Annotated in this window: 24 protein-coding genes and 1 pseudogene; 15 read left to right on the top strand and 10 right to left on the bottom strand. The window is 66.7% G+C overall.

Going from position 1 to position 22,071, the window contains the following annotated elements; all coding sequences use genetic code 11:
• The first annotated feature begins 40 nt into the window (after positions 1-40).
• The 5 genes from QFZ60_RS17910 (at position 41) to QFZ60_RS17890 (ending at position 4,952) form a co-directional block, all read left to right on the top strand.
• Positions 41-1,201: an enoyl-CoA hydratase/isomerase family protein gene (locus QFZ60_RS17910; protein WP_307092231.1), complete on the top strand. Its 1,161-nt coding sequence runs from the start codon at positions 41-43 to the stop codon at positions 1,199-1,201.
• The gene (gene mmsB, locus QFZ60_RS17905) at positions 1,194-2,228 is read left to right on the top strand and encodes a 3-hydroxyisobutyrate dehydrogenase (RefSeq protein WP_307092230.1); all 1,035 of its coding nucleotides are present in this window, start codon (positions 1,194-1,196) and stop codon (positions 2,226-2,228) included. Before QFZ60_RS17910 ends, mmsB begins: the two co-directional genes overlap by 8 nt.
• Complete coding sequence (locus tag QFZ60_RS17900) at positions 2,225-3,001, top strand: enoyl-CoA hydratase (protein WP_307092228.1); 777 nt, start codon at positions 2,225-2,227, stop codon at positions 2,999-3,001. Before mmsB ends, QFZ60_RS17900 begins: the two co-directional genes overlap by 4 nt.
• A gap of 141 nt (positions 3,002-3,142) precedes the next feature.
• Positions 3,143-3,820, top strand: coding sequence for a DedA family protein (locus QFZ60_RS17895; RefSeq protein ID WP_307092226.1), 678 nt, complete (start codon positions 3,143-3,145; stop codon positions 3,818-3,820).
• A 157-nt stretch (positions 3,821-3,977) separates the two neighbouring features.
• Entirely contained in the window at positions 3,978-4,952 is a 975-nt protein-coding gene (locus tag QFZ60_RS17890) for an SDR family oxidoreductase (protein WP_307092225.1), read from the top strand.
• 25 nt (positions 4,953-4,977) lie between these two features.
• On the opposite strand, the gene QFZ60_RS17885 is transcribed toward QFZ60_RS17890, so the two are convergent.
• The 5 genes from QFZ60_RS17885 to QFZ60_RS17865 all read right to left on the bottom strand — a co-directional run bounded on the left by QFZ60_RS17885 (position 4,978) and on the right by QFZ60_RS17865 (position 8,521).
• Complete coding sequence (locus QFZ60_RS17885; RefSeq protein ID WP_307092224.1) at positions 4,978-5,763, bottom strand: MerR family transcriptional regulator; 786 nt, start codon at positions 5,761-5,763, stop codon at positions 4,978-4,980.
• A 68-nt stretch (positions 5,764-5,831) separates the two neighbouring features.
• Positions 5,832-6,167: a hypothetical protein gene (locus tag QFZ60_RS17880; RefSeq protein WP_307092222.1), complete on the bottom strand. Its 336-nt coding sequence runs from the start codon at positions 6,165-6,167 to the stop codon at positions 5,832-5,834.
• A gap of 162 nt (positions 6,168-6,329) precedes the next feature.
• Positions 6,330-6,533 (bottom strand): cold-shock protein, encoded by a 204-nt coding sequence (locus QFZ60_RS17875; protein WP_013599688.1) that lies wholly within the window; start codon positions 6,531-6,533, stop codon positions 6,330-6,332.
• 132 nt (positions 6,534-6,665) lie between these two features.
• Positions 6,666-7,292, bottom strand: a complete 627-nt coding sequence (locus QFZ60_RS17870) for a response regulator transcription factor (protein WP_142119574.1) — start codon at positions 7,290-7,292, stop codon at positions 6,666-6,668.
• Positions 7,289-8,521, bottom strand: a complete 1,233-nt coding sequence (locus tag QFZ60_RS17865) for a sensor histidine kinase (RefSeq protein ID WP_307092220.1) — start codon at positions 8,519-8,521, stop codon at positions 7,289-7,291. Before QFZ60_RS17865 ends, QFZ60_RS17870 begins: the two co-directional genes overlap by 4 nt.
• 196 nt (positions 8,522-8,717) lie before the next feature.
• On the opposite strand from QFZ60_RS17865, the gene QFZ60_RS17860 reads away from it, so the two are divergent.
• Together QFZ60_RS17860 and QFZ60_RS17855 are read left to right on the top strand one after the other, a co-directional pair.
• Positions 8,718-9,302 carry a heme-binding protein gene (locus QFZ60_RS17860; protein WP_307092218.1) on the top strand — a complete coding sequence of 195 codons (585 nt, stop codon included), beginning with the start codon at positions 8,718-8,720 and terminating at the stop codon, positions 9,300-9,302.
• 9 nt (positions 9,303-9,311) lie between these two features.
• Complete coding sequence (locus tag QFZ60_RS17855; protein ID WP_307092217.1) at positions 9,312-10,028, top strand: ankyrin repeat domain-containing protein; 717 nt, start codon at positions 9,312-9,314, stop codon at positions 10,026-10,028.
• 120 nt (positions 10,029-10,148) lie between these two features.
• Here the strand turns inward: QFZ60_RS17855 and QFZ60_RS17850 are convergent, their stop codons facing one another.
• The 3 genes from QFZ60_RS17850 to QFZ60_RS17840 are packed head-to-tail and all read right to left on the bottom strand — an operon-like array spanning position 10,149 to position 12,786.
• Positions 10,149-11,342, bottom strand: a complete 1,194-nt coding sequence (locus QFZ60_RS17850; protein ID WP_307092216.1) for an acetyl-CoA acetyltransferase — start codon at positions 11,340-11,342, stop codon at positions 10,149-10,151.
• Positions 11,339-12,010, bottom strand: a complete 672-nt coding sequence (locus QFZ60_RS17845; protein ID WP_307092214.1) for a CoA transferase subunit B — start codon at positions 12,008-12,010, stop codon at positions 11,339-11,341. Before QFZ60_RS17845 ends, QFZ60_RS17850 begins: the two co-directional genes overlap by 4 nt.
• Positions 12,011-12,069: 59 nt before the next feature.
• A complete protein-coding gene (locus QFZ60_RS17840; protein WP_307092212.1) occupies positions 12,070-12,786 on the bottom strand; it encodes a CoA transferase subunit A in 717 nt (238 codons plus the stop codon).
• Positions 12,787-12,950: 164 nt separating this feature from the next.
• On the opposite strand from QFZ60_RS17840, the gene QFZ60_RS17835 reads away from it, so the two are divergent.
• A complete protein-coding gene (locus tag QFZ60_RS17835; RefSeq protein WP_307092211.1) occupies positions 12,951-13,736 on the top strand; it encodes an IclR family transcriptional regulator in 786 nt (261 codons plus the stop codon).
• A gap of 100 nt (positions 13,737-13,836) precedes the next feature.
• Here QFZ60_RS17835 and nadE read toward each other — a convergent pair whose 3' ends face one another.
• Positions 13,837-14,691: an ammonia-dependent NAD(+) synthetase gene (gene nadE / locus QFZ60_RS17830; protein ID WP_307092208.1), complete on the bottom strand. Its 855-nt coding sequence runs from the start codon at positions 14,689-14,691 to the stop codon at positions 13,837-13,839.
• A 75-nt stretch (positions 14,692-14,766) separates the two neighbouring features.
• Here nadE and QFZ60_RS17825 point away from each other — a divergent pair.
• The 5 genes and pseudogenes from QFZ60_RS17825 to QFZ60_RS17805 form a co-directional block, all read left to right on the top strand.
• Positions 14,767-16,014, top strand: a pseudogene (locus QFZ60_RS17825) (FAD-dependent oxidoreductase); the annotation flags it as partial.
• Between the two features lie 48 nt (positions 16,015-16,062).
• Positions 16,063-16,647: an orotate phosphoribosyltransferase gene (gene pyrE / locus QFZ60_RS17820; protein ID WP_200830576.1), complete on the top strand. Its 585-nt coding sequence runs from the start codon at positions 16,063-16,065 to the stop codon at positions 16,645-16,647.
• Between the two features lie 139 nt (positions 16,648-16,786).
• The gene (locus QFZ60_RS17815) at positions 16,787-17,533 is read left to right on the top strand and encodes a GAF and ANTAR domain-containing protein (RefSeq protein ID WP_307092207.1); all 747 of its coding nucleotides are present in this window, start codon (positions 16,787-16,789) and stop codon (positions 17,531-17,533) included.
• An 82-nt stretch (positions 17,534-17,615) separates the two neighbouring features.
• Complete coding sequence (locus tag QFZ60_RS17810; protein ID WP_307092206.1) at positions 17,616-18,233, top strand: hypothetical protein; 618 nt, start codon at positions 17,616-17,618, stop codon at positions 18,231-18,233.
• 69 nt (positions 18,234-18,302) lie between these two features.
• Positions 18,303-19,343 carry an alpha/beta hydrolase gene (locus QFZ60_RS17805; RefSeq protein ID WP_307092205.1) on the top strand — a complete coding sequence of 347 codons (1,041 nt, stop codon included), beginning with the start codon at positions 18,303-18,305 and terminating at the stop codon, positions 19,341-19,343.
• Here QFZ60_RS17805 and QFZ60_RS17800 read toward each other — a convergent pair.
• Positions 19,340-20,179: an HAD-IIA family hydrolase gene (locus tag QFZ60_RS17800; RefSeq protein ID WP_056337160.1), complete on the bottom strand. Its 840-nt coding sequence runs from the start codon at positions 20,177-20,179 to the stop codon at positions 19,340-19,342. The two genes, QFZ60_RS17805 and QFZ60_RS17800, sit on opposite strands and share 4 nt — an antisense overlap.
• Before the next feature lie 40 nt (positions 20,180-20,219).
• Here QFZ60_RS17800 and QFZ60_RS17795 point away from each other — a divergent pair, with 40 nt between their 5' ends.
• Both QFZ60_RS17795 and QFZ60_RS17790 read left to right on the top strand, forming a co-directional pair.
• Positions 20,220-20,906, top strand: a complete 687-nt coding sequence (locus QFZ60_RS17795; RefSeq protein WP_307092203.1) for a TrmH family RNA methyltransferase — start codon at positions 20,220-20,222, stop codon at positions 20,904-20,906.
• Positions 20,907-21,015: 109 nt separating this feature from the next.
• On the top strand, positions 21,016-21,957 hold the full coding sequence (locus QFZ60_RS17790) for an endonuclease domain-containing protein (RefSeq protein WP_307092201.1): 942 nt from the start codon (positions 21,016-21,018) through the stop codon (positions 21,955-21,957).
• Positions 21,958-22,071 lie beyond the last annotated feature (114 nt).

Below are 22,071 nucleotides of genomic sequence, written 5' to 3'. Positions count from 1 at the left end.
GATCACGCATCCGGCCACCATGCGAAGGAGCACTCAGCCGATGACCGAAGCCAAGGACAGCACAACGGACAGCGCGGCAGGGAACGGCGCCGCGGACGTACTTTTTGAACGCCGCGGCCGGCTGGGCGTGATCACCCTCAACCGGCCACGCGCCGTCAACGCACTCACCGCCGGCATGGTGGACCTGCTCCTGCGGCAGCTCACCGCATGGGCAGGGGACGACGACGCGGCTGCGGTCCTGGTGCAGGGCGCCGGGGAGCGGGGCCTGTGCGCGGGCGGAGACATCGTGGCCATCTACCAGGACATGCTGCACGGCGGAAACGCGACGGCCGATTTCTGGCAGACCGAATACCGCGTGAACTCGTTGATTGCCCGGTACCCCAAGCCCTACGTGGCCCTCATGGACGGGCTGGTCCTGGGCGGCGGGGTGGGGATTTCGGCGCACGGGAACGTCCGAGTGGTTACCGAGCGGACCAGGATGGGGATGCCGGAAACCACCATTGGCTTTGCGCCCGACGTCGGCGGGACCTTCCTGCTTGCACGTGCACCAGGCGAATCCGGAACCCATGCCGCCCTGACGGGAGCACACCTGGGAGCAGGAGATGCCTTGTTCCTGGGCCTTGCGGACCATTACGTTCCGTCGGACGCGCTGCCCCGCCTCATGGCTGCGCTGGAGCATGAAAGCCCGGACGCCGCCGTCGGCCGCTTTGCCGAACAGCCCCCCGCCTCGGTACTGGCCGGGCAGCGGGACTGGATCGATGCCTGCTACGCCTCGGACGACGCAGGGGACATCGTCGCCCGGCTCCGGTCCTGGACCGGGCCGGGACAGCAGGAAGCCCTTGAAGCCGCTGCCACGATCGAAGCCAAGTCGCCCACCTCGGTCAAGGTCACCCTGGCGTCCCTGCGCCGCGCCGCGGCCCTGACCCTGGATGAAACCCTGGCCCAGGAGTACCGGGCGGGCATCCGCTTCCTTGCCGGCCCTGATTTCCGTGAAGGAATCCGCGCCCAGGTGGTGGACAAGGACAGGAACCCGCAATGGAAACCCGGCACGCTGGCAGAGGTGCTTCCCCGCCACGTGGACAGGTTCTTTGAGCCCCTGGACGGCGGGGAACTGGATCTGCACCCACAGACTGGACCGCACTCACTGACTGGGCTGGACTCCCGGCGTGACGTGCAGGTAAAGGAGGCCGGCCATGCCTGAAAAGAGCAGTGTGGCCTTCCTGGGCCTTGGACACATGGGCGGTCCCATGGCCCTGAACCTGGTCCGCGCCGGTTACCGGGTGGCTGGTTTTGATGTGGTGCCCGAAGCCCTCCAAGCGGCCCGCGCCCAGGGTATTCCGGTGGCAGGGAGCGCCCTGGATGCGGTGGACGGTGCCGACGTGGTCCTCACCATGTTTCCCAGCGGCCGCCACGTCCTGGATGCCTACCTGGGCGGCCCCGACGGACCCGGGCTGCTGGCCGCGGCGCCCGCTGGAACGATGTTCCTTGACTGCTCCACCATCAATGTGGACGAGGCCCGGGAGGCCGCCCGGCTGGCCATTGAGGCCGGCCACCGTTCGGTTGATGCCCCCGTTTCCGGCGGCGTGGTGGGGGCCGAAGCGGGCACGCTGACGTTCATGGCCGGCGGCGACGCAGCTGATTTTGAGGCTGTGTTGCCGCTCCTGGAGGTCATGGGCAAGCGGGTGGTGCATTGCGGCGGACATGGAGCCGGCCAGGCTGCCAAGATCTGCAACAACCTCATCCTGGGCGCCTCCATGATCGCGGTCAGCGAGGCTTTCGTGCTCGGCGAAGAGCTGGGCCTGACCCACCAGGCCCTGTTCGACGTCGCATCCGCCGCCTCCGGCCAGTGCTGGGCGCTGACCACCAACTGCCCGGTCCCCGGACCAGTTCCCACCAGCCCTGCCAACAGGGACTACCAGCCGGGCTTCGCCGCAGCACTCATGGCCAAGGACCTTAATCTCGCCGTCAACGCCCTGGACAGCACGGGGGTGGCGGGAGAGATGGGAGCGCTGGCCGCCCGGATCTACGGTAGGTTTGCCGCGGAAGGCGGCGCAGGCCGCGACTTCTCGGCCATCATCACGGACATCCGCGATTCATCCAGCCGGCATGCCCAGGGACAGCATGGCCCTGGGCAGCACGACGGCGGGGACCCGGCGGGGGAGCGCGCCGGCACCCAGTTGCCGGACCGGCGCACTACAACAGCACACGACGACGGGAGCCCCGAATGACGGAGTACGCCAACATCCTGGTGGAGCAGCAGGGCAGGGTGGGGCTGGTGACCCTCAACAGGCCCTCTGCGCTGAACGCGCTGAACAAGGCCACCATGGAGGAGTTTGTAGCGGCCGTTACCGCCATGGATTCCGATCGCGGAATCGGGGCCGTGGTGATCACCGGCTCGGGCAAGGCCTTCGCAGCGGGGGCCGACATCAAGGAGATGGCTGACCAGGGCTACATGGACATGTACACGGCGGACTGGTTCCGGGGCTGGGAGGACTTCACGCGGCTGCGCATTCCCACCATCGCGGCGGTGTCCGGGTTTGCCCTGGGCGGCGGTTGCGAGCTGGCCATGATGTGTGACCTCATTATCGCCGGGGACAACGCCAAGTTCGGCCAGCCTGAGATTAACCTTGGCGTGCTTCCCGGCATGGGCGGCTCGCAGCGGCTCACCCGTGCAATAGGCAAGGCAAAGGCGATGGATCTGATCCTGACTGGCAGGTTCATCGGTGCGGAGGAAGCGGACCGGTGCGGCCTGGTGTCCCGGGTTGTGCCGGCCGAGGACGTGGTGAGTGAGGCCATCAAGGCCGCAGAAGTGATCGCGTCCAAGTCCAAACCGGTCACCATGGCGGCGAAAGAGGCGGTCAACGCCGCCTTCGAAACCGGGCTGGCCCAGGGGGTGGTGTTCGAACGGCGGCTGTTCCACTCCCTGTTCGCCACCGAGGACCAGAAGGAAGGCATGGCGGCGTTCACGGGAAAGCGCCAACCGGAATTCAAGCACCGGTAACCCGGGTGCCGTCGCCGGTGCGCTGTCCGGCCGGCTGCCCGGTGGGCCGAATGCACCAGCACGGCACGCCGCCGACGGCCCGTAAGGTAGAGAAGACGGGCCGCCGCGCGGCCAAGGCATGCAGGCGGATGGGATGGGCGTATGTGGACAATCATGACCGGTGCAGCCAGCCCCACTGAGGGACTCACTGGAATCGTCGGCTTCGCGGCGAGGGCCATCGACACCCTCGGCGAGTGGGGCGTTGGCGGCTTCACGCTTGCCGAAACAGTGGTACCTCCCATCCCCAGCGAGGTGATCCTCCCCTTGGCCGGATACCTCGCCAAACAGGGCTCCCTGAACCTCCTCCTCGTCTTCGCCACCAGCACCCTTGGCGCATACCTGGGTGCGCTGATGCTTTATTGGCTCGGCGCCAAACTGGGGCTCGAACGGTCCATCCGGTGGTTGTCCAAACTGCCCTTGGTTGACCGCGAAGACTTCGAGCATGCGGCAGGCTGGTTCCGCCGCCACGGCAGGTCATCCATCTTCTTTGGCCGCCTGTTGCCGGGCGTCCGCAGCCTCATTTCGCTGCCCGCCGGGGCGGCGGCCATGCCGCTGGCCACATTCAGCCTCTTCACGCTGGCCGGGAGCGGGCTGTGGAATGGCGCTCTTATCGGCCTCGGCTACCTCCTGGGCACCCAGTACCGGCTCATCGAGGAGTACTCCCGGTTCCTGAACTATGCCGTCTACGCCGCACTGGCCGTTGCCGTGGTGTTGCTCGTCATCCGCCGGACCAAGCGGGCCAAGCAGGCCAAGGCTGATCGGGCCGGCGCCAGCCGCTGACTACCAGCCACCCAGTCCCTGCCACAGCACGCTTTCCGAGCTGGAAACCGGCACGCTCCGGAACCTTGTCCCGGAGCGTGCCTCCCGATACCATCACATTGGTAAGCATACTTAGTGTTTTTGTTGGCGCCCCCAAGGAGCGCAGGACGGAGGCGGCATGCGGGTCAAGAAAGCAGTCGTGGTCATCACCGGAGCGTCAAGCGGCATCGGCCGTGCCGTGGCGCTCGAATTCGCGGACAAGGGTGCCCGCCTGGTCCTTGCCGCCCGCAGCGCCGGTGCGCTGGAAAGCCTGGTGCACGAGGTGCGGAAGCGGGGAGGAAAGGCCGTCGCGGTCCCCACGGATGTGACGGACGCCGAAAACATGGACGCCCTGGCGGCCCGTGCAGTGGAGGAGTTCGGGCACGTCGACGTATGGGTGAACAACGCCGCCATCGGCCTCTTCGGCCGGATTACTGACGTTCCCCTGGCGGACCTCCGGCGCGTCCTGGACGTGAACATCGGTGGATACGTCAATGGAGCACGGGCCGCCCTGCCGCGGTTCCGGGCCCAGGGTTCCGGAGTCCTGATCAACGTCGGATCCATTGTGGGTGAGGTCTCCCAGCCCTACACCGCGGCCTACTCCATGTCCAAGGCTGCGGTCCGTGCCCTCAGCGTGAGCATCCGTTCCGAGCTGCAGCTGGACGGCATCCGGAAGGTGAAGGTCTGCACCGTTTTGCCGGCGGCCATTGACACTCCCTTCTTTCAGCACGCCGCCAATTACACGGGACGAAAAGTGGTGGCCATGCCGCCGGTCTACACCCCGGAACGGGTGGCCCGAACCATCGTCAGCCTTGCAGCCAAACCTCGCCGCGAAGCCGTGGTGGGTCCTGCCGGCCGGCTGCTGGTCCTCCAGCACAAGGTCACGCCGGCAAAAGTGGAAGCGGCCATGGCGATGCAGGTGGAGAAGACCCACTTGTCGCGGAAGAAGCCTGCCGCGGCCTCGACGGGAACCCTCTATGAGCCATCGGGCCATACGCGCAAAGCCGCGGTCAGCGGTGGCTGGCACGGCGGACGGCGGACGGGGCGGCGCAGGATGGTTGCTGCCACGGCGGCGGCCGGGGCTGCCGCCGTGCTGTGGAAGCGCAGCCGCTGACACTGACGCCGCCGCAGCCTCCGCCCTAGAGGGACTTCTCCACGAAACTGCGAAGCGCAGCCCGGACGAAGCCGGCCCCTTCCGCTCCGCCATAATTGGCCGCGAAGCGGGGGTCGTCCACGTACATGTCGGCCAGCCCCAGCACATATGCCTTGGTGCTGCCGGAGTGGTCGGCTGCGGGAGTACCGGGAATGGACTTCAGCCACTCGACGTGCCGGGCTGCCAGCTCGCGGGCTTCCGGACCGTCCGCAGCAACTCCGGAGCGGGCTGCAGCCTGCCAGTCCCGGCCAAGAGCCTCCACCCTGGACTTCCATTCCCGCTTTTCGTCCGCCGGCATGCCGCGCCACCACGCGTCGGATGTTGCGTAGGCGTCCTTGCCCCACCGTTGCTCCACCTCCTCCTTATACTGGGTGTGGTCGAAGCCCTCGAACATGTCCTCTGCCATCAGTTGGCCTCCTGCCCTTACTGTTTCGATTGTTTGCCGCACCGACCGGATTTGCCGTGCCAGCCGCTGCTGCTCCTGGCCAAGCCACTCGAGATGGCGGGTGAGCGCGGTGACCGGATCGGCCTGGCGGTGGAAGACGTCCGCGATGGCCGGCAGGCCCAGCCCCAGCTCCCGCAGCAAGAGAATGCGCTGGAGCTGAAGGAGGGCGGCGCCGTCGTAATAGCGGTAACCGTTGCTGCCCACCCGGCTGGGCTTCAGCAACCCGATGTCGTCATAGTGGCGCAGGGTGCGGCTGGTGGTGCCGGCAATCCTGGCGACGTCCTGGATGGACCAGTCCCTTCCGCCCGTTGCGGGGATTTCTTCCATGCTCCGAGCCTAGGGTTTGACGTTGCGTCAAGGTCAAGGCCAAAGTCGTGGTCAAGGGAGCCGGGCTGTCAGCGGGCCTGAGGCCTGCGCGGAGAGCGCCGCCGTGCCTGGGCCACCAGCCGCGTGAAAGCGAAGACGAAGACAGCCTCGAACACCAGCATGAGCCCGGTCAGCAGCCATTGCTGCCGGCTGATGAAGACGATGCATCCGGTCAGGGCCAATATGGTTCCCAGCGCCAGCGCGTAAACGGCAAAACCGACGGCCACCTTGGCGCTGCGTACGCCCGTGCGGAAGCCAAAACCGTGCGGCTCCCCGCCGGGTTGGCCCGGCACGCGGTCCGGCGCCGCGGGTCCCAGGGAGTCAAACTCGTCCCAAGGATCCCTGTCCTGGTCCTGTCCGGTCATGGATCAATTATCCCAAAGAGAAAACCGGGGTGCGCTGACCCACAAAAACAGCGGCACCCAAATCAGCACCCAAAATCAGCGGCCAACAAAACAGCGGCCCCTCCACCTGGGTGGAGGGGCCGCTGGATGGGGTCCCGGCAGGTGCCGGAGGCCGCCGAAGACTTAGAGCGGGCGGATGTTCTCTGCCTGCGGACCCTTGGGGCCCTGGGTCACATCGAATTCGACCTTCTGGTTCTCGTCCAGGGAGCGGTATCCGCTGGAGGCGATTGCCGAGTAGTGGGCGAAAACGTCAGCGGACCCGTCATCGGGGGCAATGAAGCCAAAACCCTTTTCGGCGTTGAACCATTTAACTGTGCCTGTTGCCATGGCTGCATTCCTTCATGTGACTCTGATTCTCTCCCCGGGTTATCCGCCCAGAGTGTGCGGAGAACGTCCCCCGCAGTCCCCAACGTACGGGTCCCGGCGCCGTGGTGCAAGGGTAATGGCCATAAAGCGCCGTTACCGCATCCCCTCGCGCCGGATTGCAGTGGCAATCGCGGCCGCCCGGGTGTCCACTCCAAGCTTGGCGTAGATGTGGGCCAGGTGGGTTTTGACGGTGGCCTCGGAGATGAAGAGCCGCCGCCCGAGTTCGCGGTTACTCAGGCCCTCGGTGAGCAGGCTGAGCAGTTCGGCCTCCCGGGGTGTGAGGACCTCGTCCGGGTTGCGCAGCTGCTGGAACAGCCGCGAGGCCACCGGCGGGCTCATGACACTCCTGCCCTGTACGGCGCCCCGGATGGCGGCAAAAATCTCTTCCGGGGCGGCATCCTTCAAGAGGTAACCCATGGCACCGGAGTCCACTGCCCGGACAATATCGGCATCCGAGTCGTAGGTGGTGAAAACCAGGATCGCCTGCCGGCTGTTGAGGTCCCGGATCCGCCTGATGGCTTCGATTCCATCCATGCCCGGGCCCATGGCAAGGTCCATCACCACCACCGCCGGGGAGTGCGCGCGCACCAGCTCCAACGCCTCACCGCCCGATGCTGCCTCGGCTACGACCTCCATGTCAGGCTGCGTTCCCAACAACGCACGCAGGCCGCTCCGAACCACCAGGTGGTCGTCCACCAGCAGGACTGTAATGCCGCTCATTTACCGCCCTCCAATGGCAGTTGCGCCGCCACGATGGTCCCCTCACCGGGAGCGCTTTGCACCGAGAAAACGCCACCCAGCTGCTCCACCCGCTGCCGCATGGCCCGCAGGCCGTACCCTCCGGCGGCCGACGGCGGAGCTGCCGCCGCAGGGTCAAAGCCGGTACCGTCGTCGTAAATGTCCAAGGTGACGGCGTCCGGCAGGAAGCCCACCGTCACGGCAGCGACCGAAGCTGAAGCATGCTGCGCGATGTTGGAGGCCGCGCTTTGCACCACCCGCAGCAGGGCGTGCCGGACCTCCGGCGGGACCGGCCCCGGCCGGCCCGTCACCGTGAGGGTGGCTGCCGGCACGTACTGCCGGGCGGCAAGCAGCAGCGCCTCCGGCAACGGCGTCGATTCCAGCCCGGGGGAGGCAAGCTCGTGGACCAGGCTCCGGGTTTCCGCCAGGTTGAGGCGGAGCAGGTTGGCGGCCTGGTGAAGATCCTCCTGCGCTGCCGCACCCGGCCACGCGCGGCCCGCGGCTTCGAGCAGGAGCAGGCTGCTGGCGAGTCCCTGGGTGACGGTGTCGTGGATTTCACGGGACACCCGCTCCCGTTCGGCGATGGTGCCCGCACGGCGTTCACTGGCCGCCAGCTGGCCCTGGGCAAGCGAAACCTCCGCGTGCAGGCGGCGCTGCTCCTCGGCGTCGTGCTGTATCCGGTCGTAGATAAGCGTCAGCATCACGCCTACTGCCACAGGTCCCAGCAGCATGGCCACGTCTGTGCCGTTGCCCAGGCGAAACAGTCCGGCCGCGGTTGCCAGGGTGATGGCACCCGCCAGGACGTAGGATGCGGCACCGCGCAGCGCACTCCTGCACAGGAAGAAGAGGGCGAAGGAACACCACGCGAAGCTCGGTGCTGCCACCACCAGGACCGCCCAGACCGCCACCAGCGCAACCATCCAGGGGGCAGGTTGCCGGTCGCGCAGCGGGAGCAGGGCCACGACGGCGTACAGCAGGCAGGCGGCGGCGGCGAGTCCCAGGACCATGAGGTTATCCGCCGGCGAGTGCCTCATGACGTACCGCACCACCGATGCCACCAGGAGTACTGCGAAGCCGAGATGGACTGCGGCCTCGATGCTGCCCAGGCGTTCCTTGGGGGTGGGCGCCGCCGGACGGGACCCTGTGGTGTCGCCTTCAGCAGCAACGGCGGCCGCGGGGCCGGTGGGTCGGGTGGTATCTCTGCCAGGCATGCGGGGTCCGGATCTCATGGTGGAATTCACTGCCTTCCATGCTAGGGCTCCGGGGCCGTCCGGTCCCTCAGCCTTTTGGCTGATACGGCTGGCCTTTCGGGCCAGCCGGGGACAGACGAACGCCCGATGCCGCGCCAAGCGTGGCCCGGAAGGATGGAAACCGGCAACGAAGACCACCCAACCCAAGGAATGCATCATGAAGAAGTCCCACAAAGTACTCGCCGCGGCAGCAGCCGGAGCACTCCTGGTGACGGCGGGAGCCACCGCAGCCGCCAACGCCGGTACTGGCCGTGTCAGCGGCCCTGAAGCACCCGCCGTCGTACCAGCCGTAGATGTCCAGCCGGCGCCGGAGACGGTGGTGCAGCAGAACCGCATCTCTGCCACAGCTTCCGCCCAGGCTGTCTCAGCGGCGCTCGCCAAGTGCCAGTCGGACAAACTGCCGTTCGTCACCGTTGCACTCGTTGACCGCTTTGGCACCGTCCAGGCACTGCTGCGGGGAGACAACGCTGCCGCCCACACCATCGAGGCCGCCAAGCAAAAGGCCTACACCGCCGCAGCTTTCGGCACCCCCACAAGCGAGCTGGCCAAGCGCGTCAACGGCAACGGCCCCTCGATCGCGGACCTGCCGGGCACCCTGTTCCTGGCGGGCGGTGTCCCGCTGAAGGTCAACGGCGTTTCCGTGGCCGGCATCGGTGTGGGCGGCGCGCCCGACGGTGCCCTGGACGAAGCCTGCGCCACCGCCGGCGCCGAGGCCATCGCCGCTGCCGGAACTGCAAAGTAGGCTGCGCTTATGGGGCGGAACCGCACTGGGGCATTCATCATGACCGGCATGGGCATGGCCATGTTCCTGGCGGGGTGCCAGGCCAGTCCCGGTGAACCTCAACAAGTGGACACTCCGCCGCCCGTCGTCTCTGTCAGTCCCGGCGGCCCGGACACCGCCGCGCCATCAGGTGGCCGCGCTTCCCCGACGGCCGCTCCCGCCACCTCCCCTGCTGCCCTTTCAGCCGCTGAACAGGCGCAGCTCGACCAGGACTTGATCAAGGCAGCGAAGGCCAACAACGCACCCTTGGTGGCCCAACTCATCAGCCGCGGAGGGAACGTCAACGCCAAGGACTCCATCCAGGATTCGGCGTTCCTGTACGCCGGTGCCGAAGGCTTCAATGAGGTGCTGCAGCTGACGCTGGCCGCCGGGGCGGACGTGGCCGCCACCAACCGCTACGGCGGCACCGCCCTGATCCCCGCCAGCGAGCACGGGCACGTGGAGACGGTCAGGATGCTCATTGCCGCCGGCGTCCCCGTCAACCACGTGAACAACCTGGGCTGGACGGCCATGCAGGAGGCCGTGCTGCTCAACAACGGCGGCCCCCGCCAGCAGGAGGTGGTGCGGCTCCTCCTGGAAGCCGGGGCGGACCCGGCCATCCGCGATCCGGAAGGGCGGACGGCCCTGCAGAACGCGGAGCGGCTCGGTTTCAAGGAGCTCGCGGCGGTGATCGGGGGCGCTGCTTAACCTGTCCGGACCCCATCGGCCGTCGTGGGGCACTTTGGCACGGACTCGCCGTCGTAATTGCCCAGAACGGCCGCCGGCGGCGTCAAAGTGCCCCACGACGGCGGCTCCCACCGCAGAATGCTAGACGGCTTCGAGGATGCTCACGTAGTTGGCGATGCCCACGCCGCCCATGTTCTGTACGGCTGCCCGGCGCGGGGCGGCCAGCTGCATGTCCCCGGCCGTCCCGGTCAGCTGCATGGCTGCCAGGACGTGCTGGGAAACACCGGTGGCGCCTACCGGGTGGCCCTTGGACTTGAGTCCGCCGGAGACGTTGACCGGCAGCTTTCCGTCTTTGTGGACCCAGCCCTCGCTGAGGGCGCGGGAGCCCTGGCCGGGTTCGGTCAGGCCCATGGCCTCGTACATGAGCAGCTCGGCGATGGTGAAGCAGTCATGGACTTCGGCCAGGTCCAGGTCCTCGATCCCGACGCCGGCCATGGCCAGGGCGCGCTGCCACGAGACCCGGGTTGCCTCGAAGGCGGTAGGGTCGCGGCGTGCGGCGGGGAAGAAGTCGTTGGCCTGGCCGAAGCCGGCGAGCCGGACCGGATCCGTGGCGCCACCGGTTGGTGAAACTGACAGCACGACGGCGGCCGCTCCGTCGGAGACAGGGGAACAGTCGGTGCGGCGCAGGGGATCAGCCACCATCGGGTTCTTGTCCGAGACAGTTTGGCAGAACTCCTCGCCGAGGTCCTTGCGGAGCTGGGCGTACGGGTTGGCCACGCCGTTGCGGTGGTTCTTCGCCGCGATGGTGCCCAGGACGTCGCCCAGCTTCCCGCCGGCGTCGTAGCGTTTGGCGTAGTGCTTCGCCACCTCGGCGAAGAGCCCGGTGAAGCCGGTGGTGGAAGGCTTGCCGGCCATGTCATAGTCCGCGCCCAGCAGTCCGGCGCCCACCACATCCGCTCCGGCATGGGTCATCTTCTCGGCACCGATCACCAGGACAGTCCTGGCGGTGCCGGCCAGCAATGACTTGGTGCCCTGCTGGAAGGCCGCGGAACCGGAGGCACAGGCGTTCTCAACGCGGGTGGATGGCACATTGGCCAGGTCGGGGGAGACCTGCAGTGCCAGGGACGAGGGAAACGCCAGCGGCATCATGCCGGAGTTGAACTGGCCCACGTAGATTTCGTCGACCTGGCCGGGCTCGATGCCGGCGGTGGTGATTGCGTCCGTGGCCACCTGGACGATGAGGGATTCCAGGGTATCGTCGCTGAGTTTCCCGAATTTGCTGTGCCCCCAGCCGGTGATCAGGACATCCTTGCCGAACTGTTCCTTCAGGCTCATGCCGCCACTTCTCCATTCTCGAGCCGGACCTGGAAGTCGGCTTCGGTTTTCTCCCGGATCTCCTCCACGGCGACCCCCGGTGCCAGCCGGGTCAGCGTGAGCTGCCGCCCGCCGTCGTCCGTCCTTTCAAGGTCAAAGACCGCAAGGTCGCTGATGATCCGGTCCACGCAGCTGAGCCCGGTCAGCGGGAGGGTGCATTCGCGGACGATCTTGGCGGTGCCGTCCTTGGCGTTGTGTTCGGTGAGGACCACCACCCGCGGGGTCCCGGCCACGAGGTCCATGGCGCCGCCCATGCCCTTGACCATTTTTCCGGGGATGGTCCAGTTGGCCAGGTCCCCGTTGCCGGACACCTGCATGGCGCCCAGGATGGCCACCTTGACGTGGCCGCCGCGGATCATCCCAAAGGAGGTGGCGGAGTCGAAGATGCTGCCGCCGGGCAGTACCGTGACGGTCTGCTTGCCGGCATTGATGAGGTCAGCGTCCTCTTCGCCCTCATACGGGAAAGGGCCCATGCCCAGCAGCCCGTTCTCGCTCTGCAGGACCACCCGCACGCCGTCGGGCAGGTTGTTGGCCACGAGTGTGGGGATGCCGATTCCCAGGTTCACGTAGTCGCCGTCGTTCAGCTCTTCGGCCGCGATCGCAGCCATTTCATCCCTGGTCCATCCCATGGGGTTCTCCTTCAGTGGTCTTGGCTGTACTTAGTTGGGTGGACGGCGTCCGGTTGCGGTCAGGCGGAGACCAGGCCGGCGCGCTGCCGGACGGTCCGCTGCTCGATGTCCTTGACCCGGTCCGTGCCCTGCACCAGCCGCTGGACAAAGACGCCGGGGGTCACAATGTGGTTCGGGTCCAGGTGGCCGGGCTGCACGATCACTTCCGCCTCGGCGATGGTCAGCTTCCCGGCGGTGGCCACCACAGGGTTAAAGTTCCGGGCGGTGTAGCGGTAAATGAGGTTGCCGTCCGTGTCCGCGGTGTGCGCGTGGACCAGTGCGACGTCGGCCCGGATGGCGCGCTCCTGGACGTAGGTTTCGCCGTCGAACACCTCATGCGGCTTGCCATCGGCAACCAGGGTGCCCACGCCGGTCTTCGTGTAGAAAGCCGGAATGCCGGCGCCGCCGGCGCGAAGCCGCTCAGCCAGCGTGCCCTGTGGGGTGAATTCCACCTCAAGCCTGCCGGCAAGGTACTGCTCGGCGAACAGCTTGTTCTCACCGACGTAGGATGCGATCACTTTGCGCACCTGGCCGGCCTCGATCAGGATGCCCAGCCCTTTGCCGTCCACCCCCATGTTGTTGGACACCACGGTGAGGTCCCGGACGCCGGAACCACGAACGGCTTCAATCAGGTCGGCCGGAATGCCGCTCAGGCCAAACCCTCCTACGGCAAGGGTGATGCCGTCCTGCAGGGCCCCTTCCAGGGCGGCGGCGGCAGAAGCCTGGAGTTTCTTCATGTCGTCTCCTCGTTGAGCGCGGCGGTGTCCACTAAGTGGATACCGGGGATCTGAATTTGGAGACTACGGGCGCTTGCTTTCGTCTGTCAAGGATCGGCAATGGCCGATTTACAGTGTGGACAGTACGATTGCAGGTATCCATATTGTGGACAATAGGAGGCGTTATGGCGGCCATGCCGGTGCAGGGCGCGCAGGTGGTGACGCGGATCGCCGGGCTGATGAGGCTGGTGGGCCGGAGCGCGGAGGGGATGCCACTGGTGGACCTCGTGCGGGAGTCGGGCCTTACCCGTCCCACGGTCCACCGGCTCCTGACATCCCTTGCCGCGGAAGGCCTGCTGGACCATGATCCTGTCACGGGCAACTGGGTGCTGGGCCCGGAAATCCTGCTCATGGGCTCGGTCGCTTCGGCGCGGTTCCCCATGGAGGACATCGCCCGGCCCAGCCTCCGGCGGCTGGCCCAGGCCACCGGCGAGAGCGCCTTCTTCTCCATCCGCCGCGGCGCCGGGACGGTCTGCCTGCTGCGTGAAGAGGGAAGCTTTCCTGTCCGCTCCTTCGTCCTGCACGAGGGTGTCCGGTTCCCGCTGGGGGTCGCATCGGCCGGGACGGCCATCATGGCCTTCCTTCCGGAAAGCGAGCAGGAGGAGTTGCTGGGCCGCTGGAGCGAACACGCAGGTGAGTTTGCCGGGAACCACACGCCCGGACTGGTGCGGGAGAACCTGGCACGAACCCGGCTGGCCGGCTATTCGGTGAACCCCGGGCTGGTCCTGGAGGGAAGCTGGGGGATGGGTGCCGCGGTGTTCGACCGCTCCGGGAAACCTGCCTGGGCGCTGTCGCTGACGGGCATTGAGCCGCGCTTCAAGCCGGAACGGCAGGAGGAACTGGGCGGCCTCCTCATGGCGGAGGCGCACCGGATCACGCAGCAGCTTGGCGGCGGTCGGCGGGCCCGCTGAGTCTCCACGGCAACGGCGGGGAACGACGACGGCGGGCGGCGCCTTTTCGGTGCCGCCCGCCGTCGTGCTTCCCACAGGTGGGGAAAGTCAGCGAGGCTGCCTAGAGTCCGGCGCGGGGCTCCTCCGGGCCCTCGTGCTTCCACCAGGTGTCAAAGATGGTCACCGGCACGGTGCGCTTATGGCGGGTCCGGAGGTATTTCTGCTCGATCGATTCGGCAACCGCCTCCGGAACCTCCCGGCCTTCGAGGTAGTCGTCGATCTGGTCGTAGCTGAGGCCCAGCTCGTCCTCGTCCGTGCGGCCGGGCCGGTCATCGAGCAGGTCCGCGGTGGGCACTTTTTCCCAGACGCGGGCGGGTGCTCCCAGTTCAGCCAGCAAGGCCCGGTTCTGCCGCTTGTTCAGGCCGAACAGGGGCAGGATGTCCGCGCCGCCGTCGCCATACTTGGTGAAGAAGCCGGTGACGGACTCGGCGCCATGGTCCGTGCCGAGCACCAGGTAGTTGAATTCGCCGGCCAATGCATACTGGGCGATCATGCGGGTGCGTGCCTTGGTGTTGCCTTTGTGGAAGTCGGAGATCTCCGAGCCCACGGTCTTTTCGAACTCATCTTCAAAGCCGTCAACCGCAGCGGAAATGTTGAACGTCCATTCCGTCTTGGCCTTGATGAAGTCCAGCGCTGCCTGGGCGTCTTCCTCGTCATGCTGCACGCCGTACGGCAGGCGGACGGCCACGAAATTGGCCTCCACGCCCTCGGCCTCAAGCTCATCCACCGCCAGCTGTGCCAGCTTTCCGGCCAGGGAGGAATCCAGGCCGCCGGAGATGCCCAGGACAAAGCCCTTGGTGTGGGTTGCCTTCAGGTATTCCTTGAGGAACGTGACGCGTTTGCGCACCTCCCCTGCGGGATCGATCCGGGGCTGAACGCCCATTTCTTCAATGATCTTGGCCTGGAGTTCGCGCATGTGGTCCAGCCTAGCCAGCGCAGTCAACAACCCTCAACTGTTCCGGGCGGCCCGTCCGGGGCGTAGCGTGAACGCATGGAGCGGACAGGTTGTGCCGTGGTGGGCGGGGGCCCGGCGGGAATGATGCTGGGGCTTTTGCTGGCGCGGGCCGGGGTGCACGTGACGGTCCTGGAGAAGCACCGCGACTTCCTGCGCGATTTCCGCGGCGACACGGTACATGCCTCCACCATCCGCCTGATCGACGAACTTGGCCTGGGCGCCGGGTTCCGCAGCCTGCCGCAGAGCCGGCTGACCAACGTGGCGGTCCCGGTCCCGGGAGCCGGGCTGGTCACACTGGCGGCCTTCGACTCTTTGAAACCCCCATACAACTACGTGGCCATGATGCCCCAATGGGACTTCCTGGATTTCCTCGCGTCCGCTGCCGCTGCGGAACCGACGTTTACGCTCCTCATGGAGAGCGGGGCCACCGGCCTGGAGTTCGACGGCGGCCGGGTCACCGGCGTGCGCTACCGGGCCGCCGGCGGAGCCGAACGCGTCCTCCATGCAGACATCGTGGTGGCCGCGGATGGCCGGCATTCAGTGCTGCGCCAGGCGGCGGGAATGCGTCCCAGGGAGTTCCCGGTGCCGTTCGACACCTGGTGGTTCAGGCTCCCGCGCCGCGGTTCAGAGCAGGGCGAAGTGGCGGGTGTGGTTCCCTCACTGGGCGACCGGGATGCCATGATTGCCCTCAACCGCACTGACTACTACCAGCTGGGGTACCTCGCTCCCAAGGGCTCGGATGCCACGATCAGGGCCGGCGGCGTGGAACGGTTCCGGCAGCGCGTGGCGGCACTTCGTCCGGACCTCGCCGACCGCGTTGACTCGATCCGCAGCCTGGATGACCTGCATTGGCTGGACGTCAAACTGAACCGCCTGCGGCGCTGGTATATCGACGGTTTCCTGTGCATCGGGGACGCCGCCCATGCGATGTCACCGGCCGGGGGAGTGGGCATCAACCTGGCCATCCAGGACGCAGTGGCCGCCGCGGAACGGCTTGCACCGGACCTGCGCCGGGGCCGGGTGCGGACGCGGACCCTTGCCGCGATCCAGCGCCGCCGCAGCATGCCCACGGTTATGGTCCAGACCGTGCAGCGGATCATGCACAGGGTGGTGTTCGTTCCGCTCTTCGCGGGGAGGTTGTCCGGTGGGGTCCTGGCCCGTGATCGTGCCCGCACCGGGCTCTCGTTCCAGCGGCTGGCCTTCTTCGTCCTGCGCCACAACCCGGTGGTTAAGCGGGTCCTGCCGCGCGTCATCGCGTTCGGGCCGCGCCCCGAACACGCGCCCGGCTTTGCCCGCCCGCTCACGGTCAGCCCACCCACTAAACTTGAGCCCATGACTTCGCCCACTGACACTGCGGTCGACACCGCAGCTGCCCGCGCCCGCCTGCTCGAACTCATCAAGGAACTCGCCGTGGTCCGCGGCAAGGTGATCCTCTCGAGCGGAGCCGAGGCTGACTACTACATCGACCTCCGCCGCATCACCCTGCACCATGAGGCGTCCAAGCTGGTGGGCCAGGTAATGCTCGCACTGGCGGACGACGCCGGGATCGACTTTGAGTGCGCGGGCGGACTGACCATGGGCGCCGACCCCGTTGGCACCGCCGTGATGCATGCTGCCGCTGATGCCGGCCGGGCCGTTGACGCGTTCGTGGTCCGCAAGGCCCAGAAGTCGTACGGCATGGGCCGGCAGGTGGAGGGCCCTTCGGTCGAGGGGCGCAAGGTCCTGGTCCTGGAGGACACTTCCACGACCGGTGGTTCTGCGCTGACCGCAGTGGAAGGCGTCCGGAAAGCCGGCGGCAACGTGGTGGCGGTGGCCGTCATCGTGGACCGCGATACCGGTGCCAAGGAAAAAATCGAAGCCGAAACAGGCGTTCCGTACCTGTTCGCGTTCGGCAAGGACGAGCTGGGACTGGCTTAGTCCTGCAGGGCACCCGGGCAGGAGTCCGGGGGCGGCAAGCGGATGGCAGTTGGCTGGGCTGTTGGCGCTGTTTTACGATATGCGGTAACACTTTTTAGTTGCTTGGAGACCCCGCACCTTGCTCCCCCCACAACAGCCTTTGAGCGCAACCGACCAGGTCCAGAACCTGATCCTGGAAAGCGCCGACTTCGAGGACTTCCTCAACGAACTGGCCCGTTTCTCCGCCCACCAGATGGCCGGCGACGGCGACGACGCCCTGTGCGGCATCACCCTGCTGCGGGACCGCAAGGCGGCCACCATCGGCTGGAGCAGCGACTCCGCCCGGGAAGTGGACGAAATCCAGTATTCGCTGTCCCAGGGCCCCTGCCTTACGGCCGCTGAGGAGGAACGTGAAGTCCACGTTCCCGACCTCCTGGAGGAGAACCGGTGGGGGCCCGATTACGCCACAGCCGTCGCGTCCCACGGGCTGCGCTCGGTGCTCTCCCTCCCGTTCACCCTGCAGGGCGAGGCCAAGGCGGCCCTGAACCTCTATTCCGATGTTCCCCGTAAATTCGAGGGGAATGCCGCGGCCAGGGCACGGGACTTCACCCGCGAGATTTCACAGGCCCTGCGCCTTGCCGTCCGGTTCTCACTGCATGCGGACAGCGCGTCAAACCTCCGGGCCACCCTGGAGTCCCGCACCATCATTGACATCGCCGTTGGCATTGTCATGGCACAAAACCGCTGCAGCCAGCAGGCTGCCGTCCAGATCCTCACCGAGGCGTCCAGCAACAGCAACACCAAGCTGCGGGACATCGCCAAAACCCTGGTGGATTCGGTGGGCGGTACCGGTGCCCGGACGCACTACGAGGAACCGGGCAAGGTAAGGCAGGGCACACGCTCCTAAGGGACGGGTTGTGCGGGAGCTCCCGTGAAGGTTACGCTTGCGGAGGTTGAGCCGTCGGCCATAGACCTCTTTTGGAGTACCTATGGACCGAGCATTAGAAGCAGTTGTTAACTTTGATGTCCCCGCAGACGTCGTCCGGATTGAAGTCCGGGGCAGCCTGACGTGCGGTTCCCGCCCCCACCTGATCCACATCATCCGCCGTGTCCGGCGAATGGGCATCCGCTGCCACATTTCCGTCGACCTGTCGCAGGCCGAACTTGTGGAGTCCTCCGCCCTGGCCGGACTGCGCAGTGACCTGAACGTTCTGGACGCCAACACCCTGGCCGGTGGCGGCGCCGGGGTTTCCCTCCAGCTGACACCCCTTGCCCGCAGCGCTTCCCTGGGTGGTTCCTCCAGTGACCAGCCGCTGCCCATGGACGATGACATCCGGGAACTGTTCCCTGGCGGCCGCTTCGCCGGTGAGTATCCGCACCTGCCCGTCATGTGGATCGAGGAGCTGTACGGCCGGCCCCTCACGGAATATTCGAATGACGAGCTCCTTGCGGCCAGTGACGCGCTCTTCGCGCTGCTCGACAGCCCGCAGACCCAGGACAGCGCGGACCTGCTGGGCCGCTATAACGACATCGGACTCGAAATCCACCGCCGCCAGCAGGAACCGTCAGCCCCCCTCCCCGCCACGGAAGGCCAGGCGGCCAGCTGACCCCTGCGTCACCAAAGGGTTGAACCCGCCCGTTGCGGAGGCACGTTTGGGTGGGCTTACGGTAGGAGTGTGCCGTATGAGGGGGAGGTCAGTCCGCAGAGCCGGCGTGGGGTATCCGGTGCCCGGCTGCTGTCGGAGGCGGCTGCCCTAAAACGCTTTTCGCGCCGCACGTTCCTGGCTGGCGCGGGGGCATCGGGGCTGCTCGCTGCCGACATGCTGGTGACCCGCGAGGTCCAGTCCCAGCGCCGCAGCACCAGGATCCTCAGCATTGCCGACGACTTTGCCGACGCCTACTACCCGGATGCCAGCTGGTTCCTGTTCCCGGGATACAAGACAAGCTGGGAAGAGGCCCAATGGATCCTCAACACCATGCGCGGGGCGCTGAACAAGCGCGCCCGGCTCGCCGCCGTCGGGTATTCCAACCTGGGGCTGAACATCACCGAGGTGGTCAACGCGATCACCGACTACATCGCCGCGGAGAAAATCACCAAGCTGTTCTTCTACGGCCACAGCTTCGGCGGAATGCTGGCCACACAGGTCGCCGCCCGGCTCCTTGCCCTGCACGAAGTCCAAGTACAGTTCATCCTCCTGGATTCCAGTCCCTACAGCGCCCACGACGTCCTGGACCAGAGCTGGTTCGACGGCGTGGTGTTTCTTTACGAACGCGGCGTCAGGTTCCCGTCCACGCTGCGCGGCGGGTACGAGCTGGGGGAGCGCATCATCCACAAGGACGAACGGAGCTGGCGCCAGATCCTGGACCAGACGCTGGAGCAGCTGTCCCCGATCGCCCCTTCAAATGTGCTGGTCCAGACGGAGTCCGCGTACATCTACCACTTCGAGGGACGCCAGTTTGCCGGGAAGCTGGGGACGGCAAAGATGGCCTACATCGGCAACCCCAAGGACAAAACCGTCGATTACGAAACCGCGGCGGAAACCTGGGCGGTGGTGTTCAAGGACAACATGGTCTCCAGCAACCTGCAGACAACCGGTGCGGCGCCTGCCCACGCCAGCCCCGGCTGGAATCCGCAGATCTACCGGCCCCTGGTGGCGGAACTGCTGGACGGTTTCTTCCCGCTGCCCCGGGGCGGTTCCCGGGTGAGCATCTTCTAGATCTGGTTTTTCAGGTCCGCCACGGAGTTCAGCACCTGGTTGGGCCGGAACGGATACGCGGCAATGTCGTCCTTGTGCGTGATGCCGCTGAGGACCAGGACGGTGTGCAGTCCCGCTTCCATGCCGGCGATGATGTCCGTGTCCATGCGGTCGCCGATCATGGCGGTGGTCTCGGAATGCGCATCGATCTGGTTCATGGCGGAACGGAACATCATGGGATTTGGCTTGCCCACGATGTACGGCTCGCGTCCGGTGGCCTTGGTGATCAGCGCCGCGATGGCTCCGGTGGCCGGCATGGGGCCATCCTTCGAGGGGCCGGTGGCATCCGGGTTGGTGGCGATGAACCGGGCACCGGCAAGGATCAGGCGGATGGCCGTGGTGATGGCCTCAAAGGAGTACGTACGCGTCTCGCCAAGCACCACGAAGTCCGGGTTCTGGTCGGTGAGGATGAAGCCGGCCTCGTGCAGCGCCGTCGTCAGCCCTGCCTCACCGATGGTGTAGGCGCGGTTGCCGGACTCCGAGCGCACCTGGTCCTTGAGGAACTGGGCCGTGGCCAGCGCGGAGGTCCAGATGTTTTCTTCAGGAATCTCCAGGCCGGAGGACCGCAGCCGGGCGGCAAGGTCGCGGGGGGTGAAGATGGAGTTGTTGGTCAGTACCAGGAAGCGCTTGGACGTATCCACCCACCGCTGTATCAGCTCTGCGGCGCCGGGGATCGGCTGGTTCTCGTGGACCAGAACGCCGTCCATGTCCGTCAGCCAGCACTCAATCTCCTGGCCGCTGCGGTAAACCGCAGGGTTTCCTGCTACCTGGTCTTCTTCTGCCACGACTACCTCCACCGGTGATGAATGCTCCAGTGGTCCAGTCTAGTGTTGAGGGGTGAACCAGACGCCCGGCCTGCCAGACGAACCCCGCCACGAGCCCGGGGAGGCCGAACCCGCAAAGGCGGAGGTCGGCGTCGGGCCCTGGGAAGGGGAACTGCCCCAAGGCGACCACTGGGACCCCGACCTGCTTGCGGACGGTGACCGCCGCAACGTCCTGGACAAATACCGCTACTGGAAGCACGAGGCGATCGTGGCGGAACTGGACTCCCGGCGCCATAACTTCCACGTCGCCATTGAGAACTGGCAGCACGACCTGAACATCGGCACGGTGGTGCGCACCGCCAACGCCTTCCTTGCCAAAGAGGTGCACATTATCGGCCGACGGCGGTGGAACCGGCGCGGCGCCATGGTCACCGACCGCTACCAGCACGTCCGCCACCACCCCACCGTCGAGGACTTCGTCCAGTGGGCGCAGGGCGAAGGGCTTGCGATCATCGGCATCGACATCTTCCCGGATTCGGTCCCGCTGGAGACGTACGAGCTGCCGCGCGACTGTGTGCTGGTGTTCGGGCAGGAAGGCCCGGGCCTGACCCCGGAGGTCCATAAGGCCGCCGTCGCCACCCTGTCCATCGAGCAGTTCGGCTCCACCCGCTCCATCAACGCGGCCTCCGCGGCCGCCATTGCCATGCACGCCTGGATCCGCCGGCACGTGTTCAACCAGCCCCCGCGAGATGGCATTTGACGGCAGTCCCGGCCCCGCATATTGCGGTTAAGTGCCATTTCGCGCTCCGGATGGCAGCCAAGCCTGTGGATAACGTCATCCTGCTGTTGCCGGCGGGCCAGAATGAGGGATGCGCAGGGCCATCCTCCCCGACCATTTGACCAACGGTTCCTTCTCACTCCGCGCCTCAGATAAGGCAGGAATCTCCCGGACGCGTACCGCCGCTAAGGACCTGGTGACTGTATCCCGCGGAATTCGGGTGCCGGTCCAGTCAGGCGCGGTCGGCGCAGCAGCCTTACGTGCCTACACGGACCTGGATGACACCTCCATCCTGGCCTCCCTGTCCGCCGCCCGGGTGTGGGAGGCGCCGTTGCCGGGCGGGCCAGGCAGTGACTGGCGGATCCACCTAGCGCGTCGGCGGGGTTTCAGCTTCCCGCGGCGGGCCAACGTCGTCGTAGGACATCTGCTGACCTTCCTGCCCAACGAAGTGGTGGAGTACGACGGCGTCCGCCTCACCTCGCCTGCGCGAACCTGGCTGGATCTTGCGTCCGTGCTGGCTTTGGAGGAGCTGGTTGCAGTGGGCGACCATCTGGTTTGCACCCATGGGCCAGGGTTTCCCTATCCCAGGGAGGCATTGTGCAGCAGAGAGGACCTCGCCCGTATGGTTGCGCGCCATCCGGGGATGCGTGGTGTCAAAGTTGCCCGGGCAGCACTCGAACTCATCCGGGTGGGCGCCGATTCGGCGCCGGAAACGCGAATGCGCCTGGCTCTGGTCACCGCGGGACTGCCGGAGCCGGTTCTCAACTACATCGTCCGGGATTTCCGCGGTGTTCCCGTTTTGTGGCCCGATGCCGCCTACCCGCAGTGGCGGATCTCGCTGCAGTACGACGGCCAACACCACGCAGATCCCGATCAGCATTTGCACGACATCGAGCGGCAGGACCGGACCCTGGCGCTGGGCTGGCTTGAGATACGGGTTGGAAGGCGACACCTCGAAGGTGACCGGCCCGCCGTCGTCCAAAGGGTGCGCCAGGTGCTTCAGGACTGTGGCTGGACGCGAGATGGCAGTTGAGGGCAATCCCGAGATGCGGCATTGCCGTCAAATGACATCTCGCGAGGGCCGCCGACGCAGAGGGTTCTCTCGCCGGTGGTTGGGGCAGGACGCGGTGGGGCGTAACCCAGAGCA

Source organism: Arthrobacter sp. B2I5, from assembly GCF_030816735.1.
Classification (GTDB): domain Bacteria; phylum Actinomycetota; class Actinomycetes; order Actinomycetales; family Micrococcaceae; genus Arthrobacter.
The sequence above is the reverse complement of the archived record's forward strand: the minus strand, read 5'-3'. Positions and strand labels throughout refer to the sequence as shown.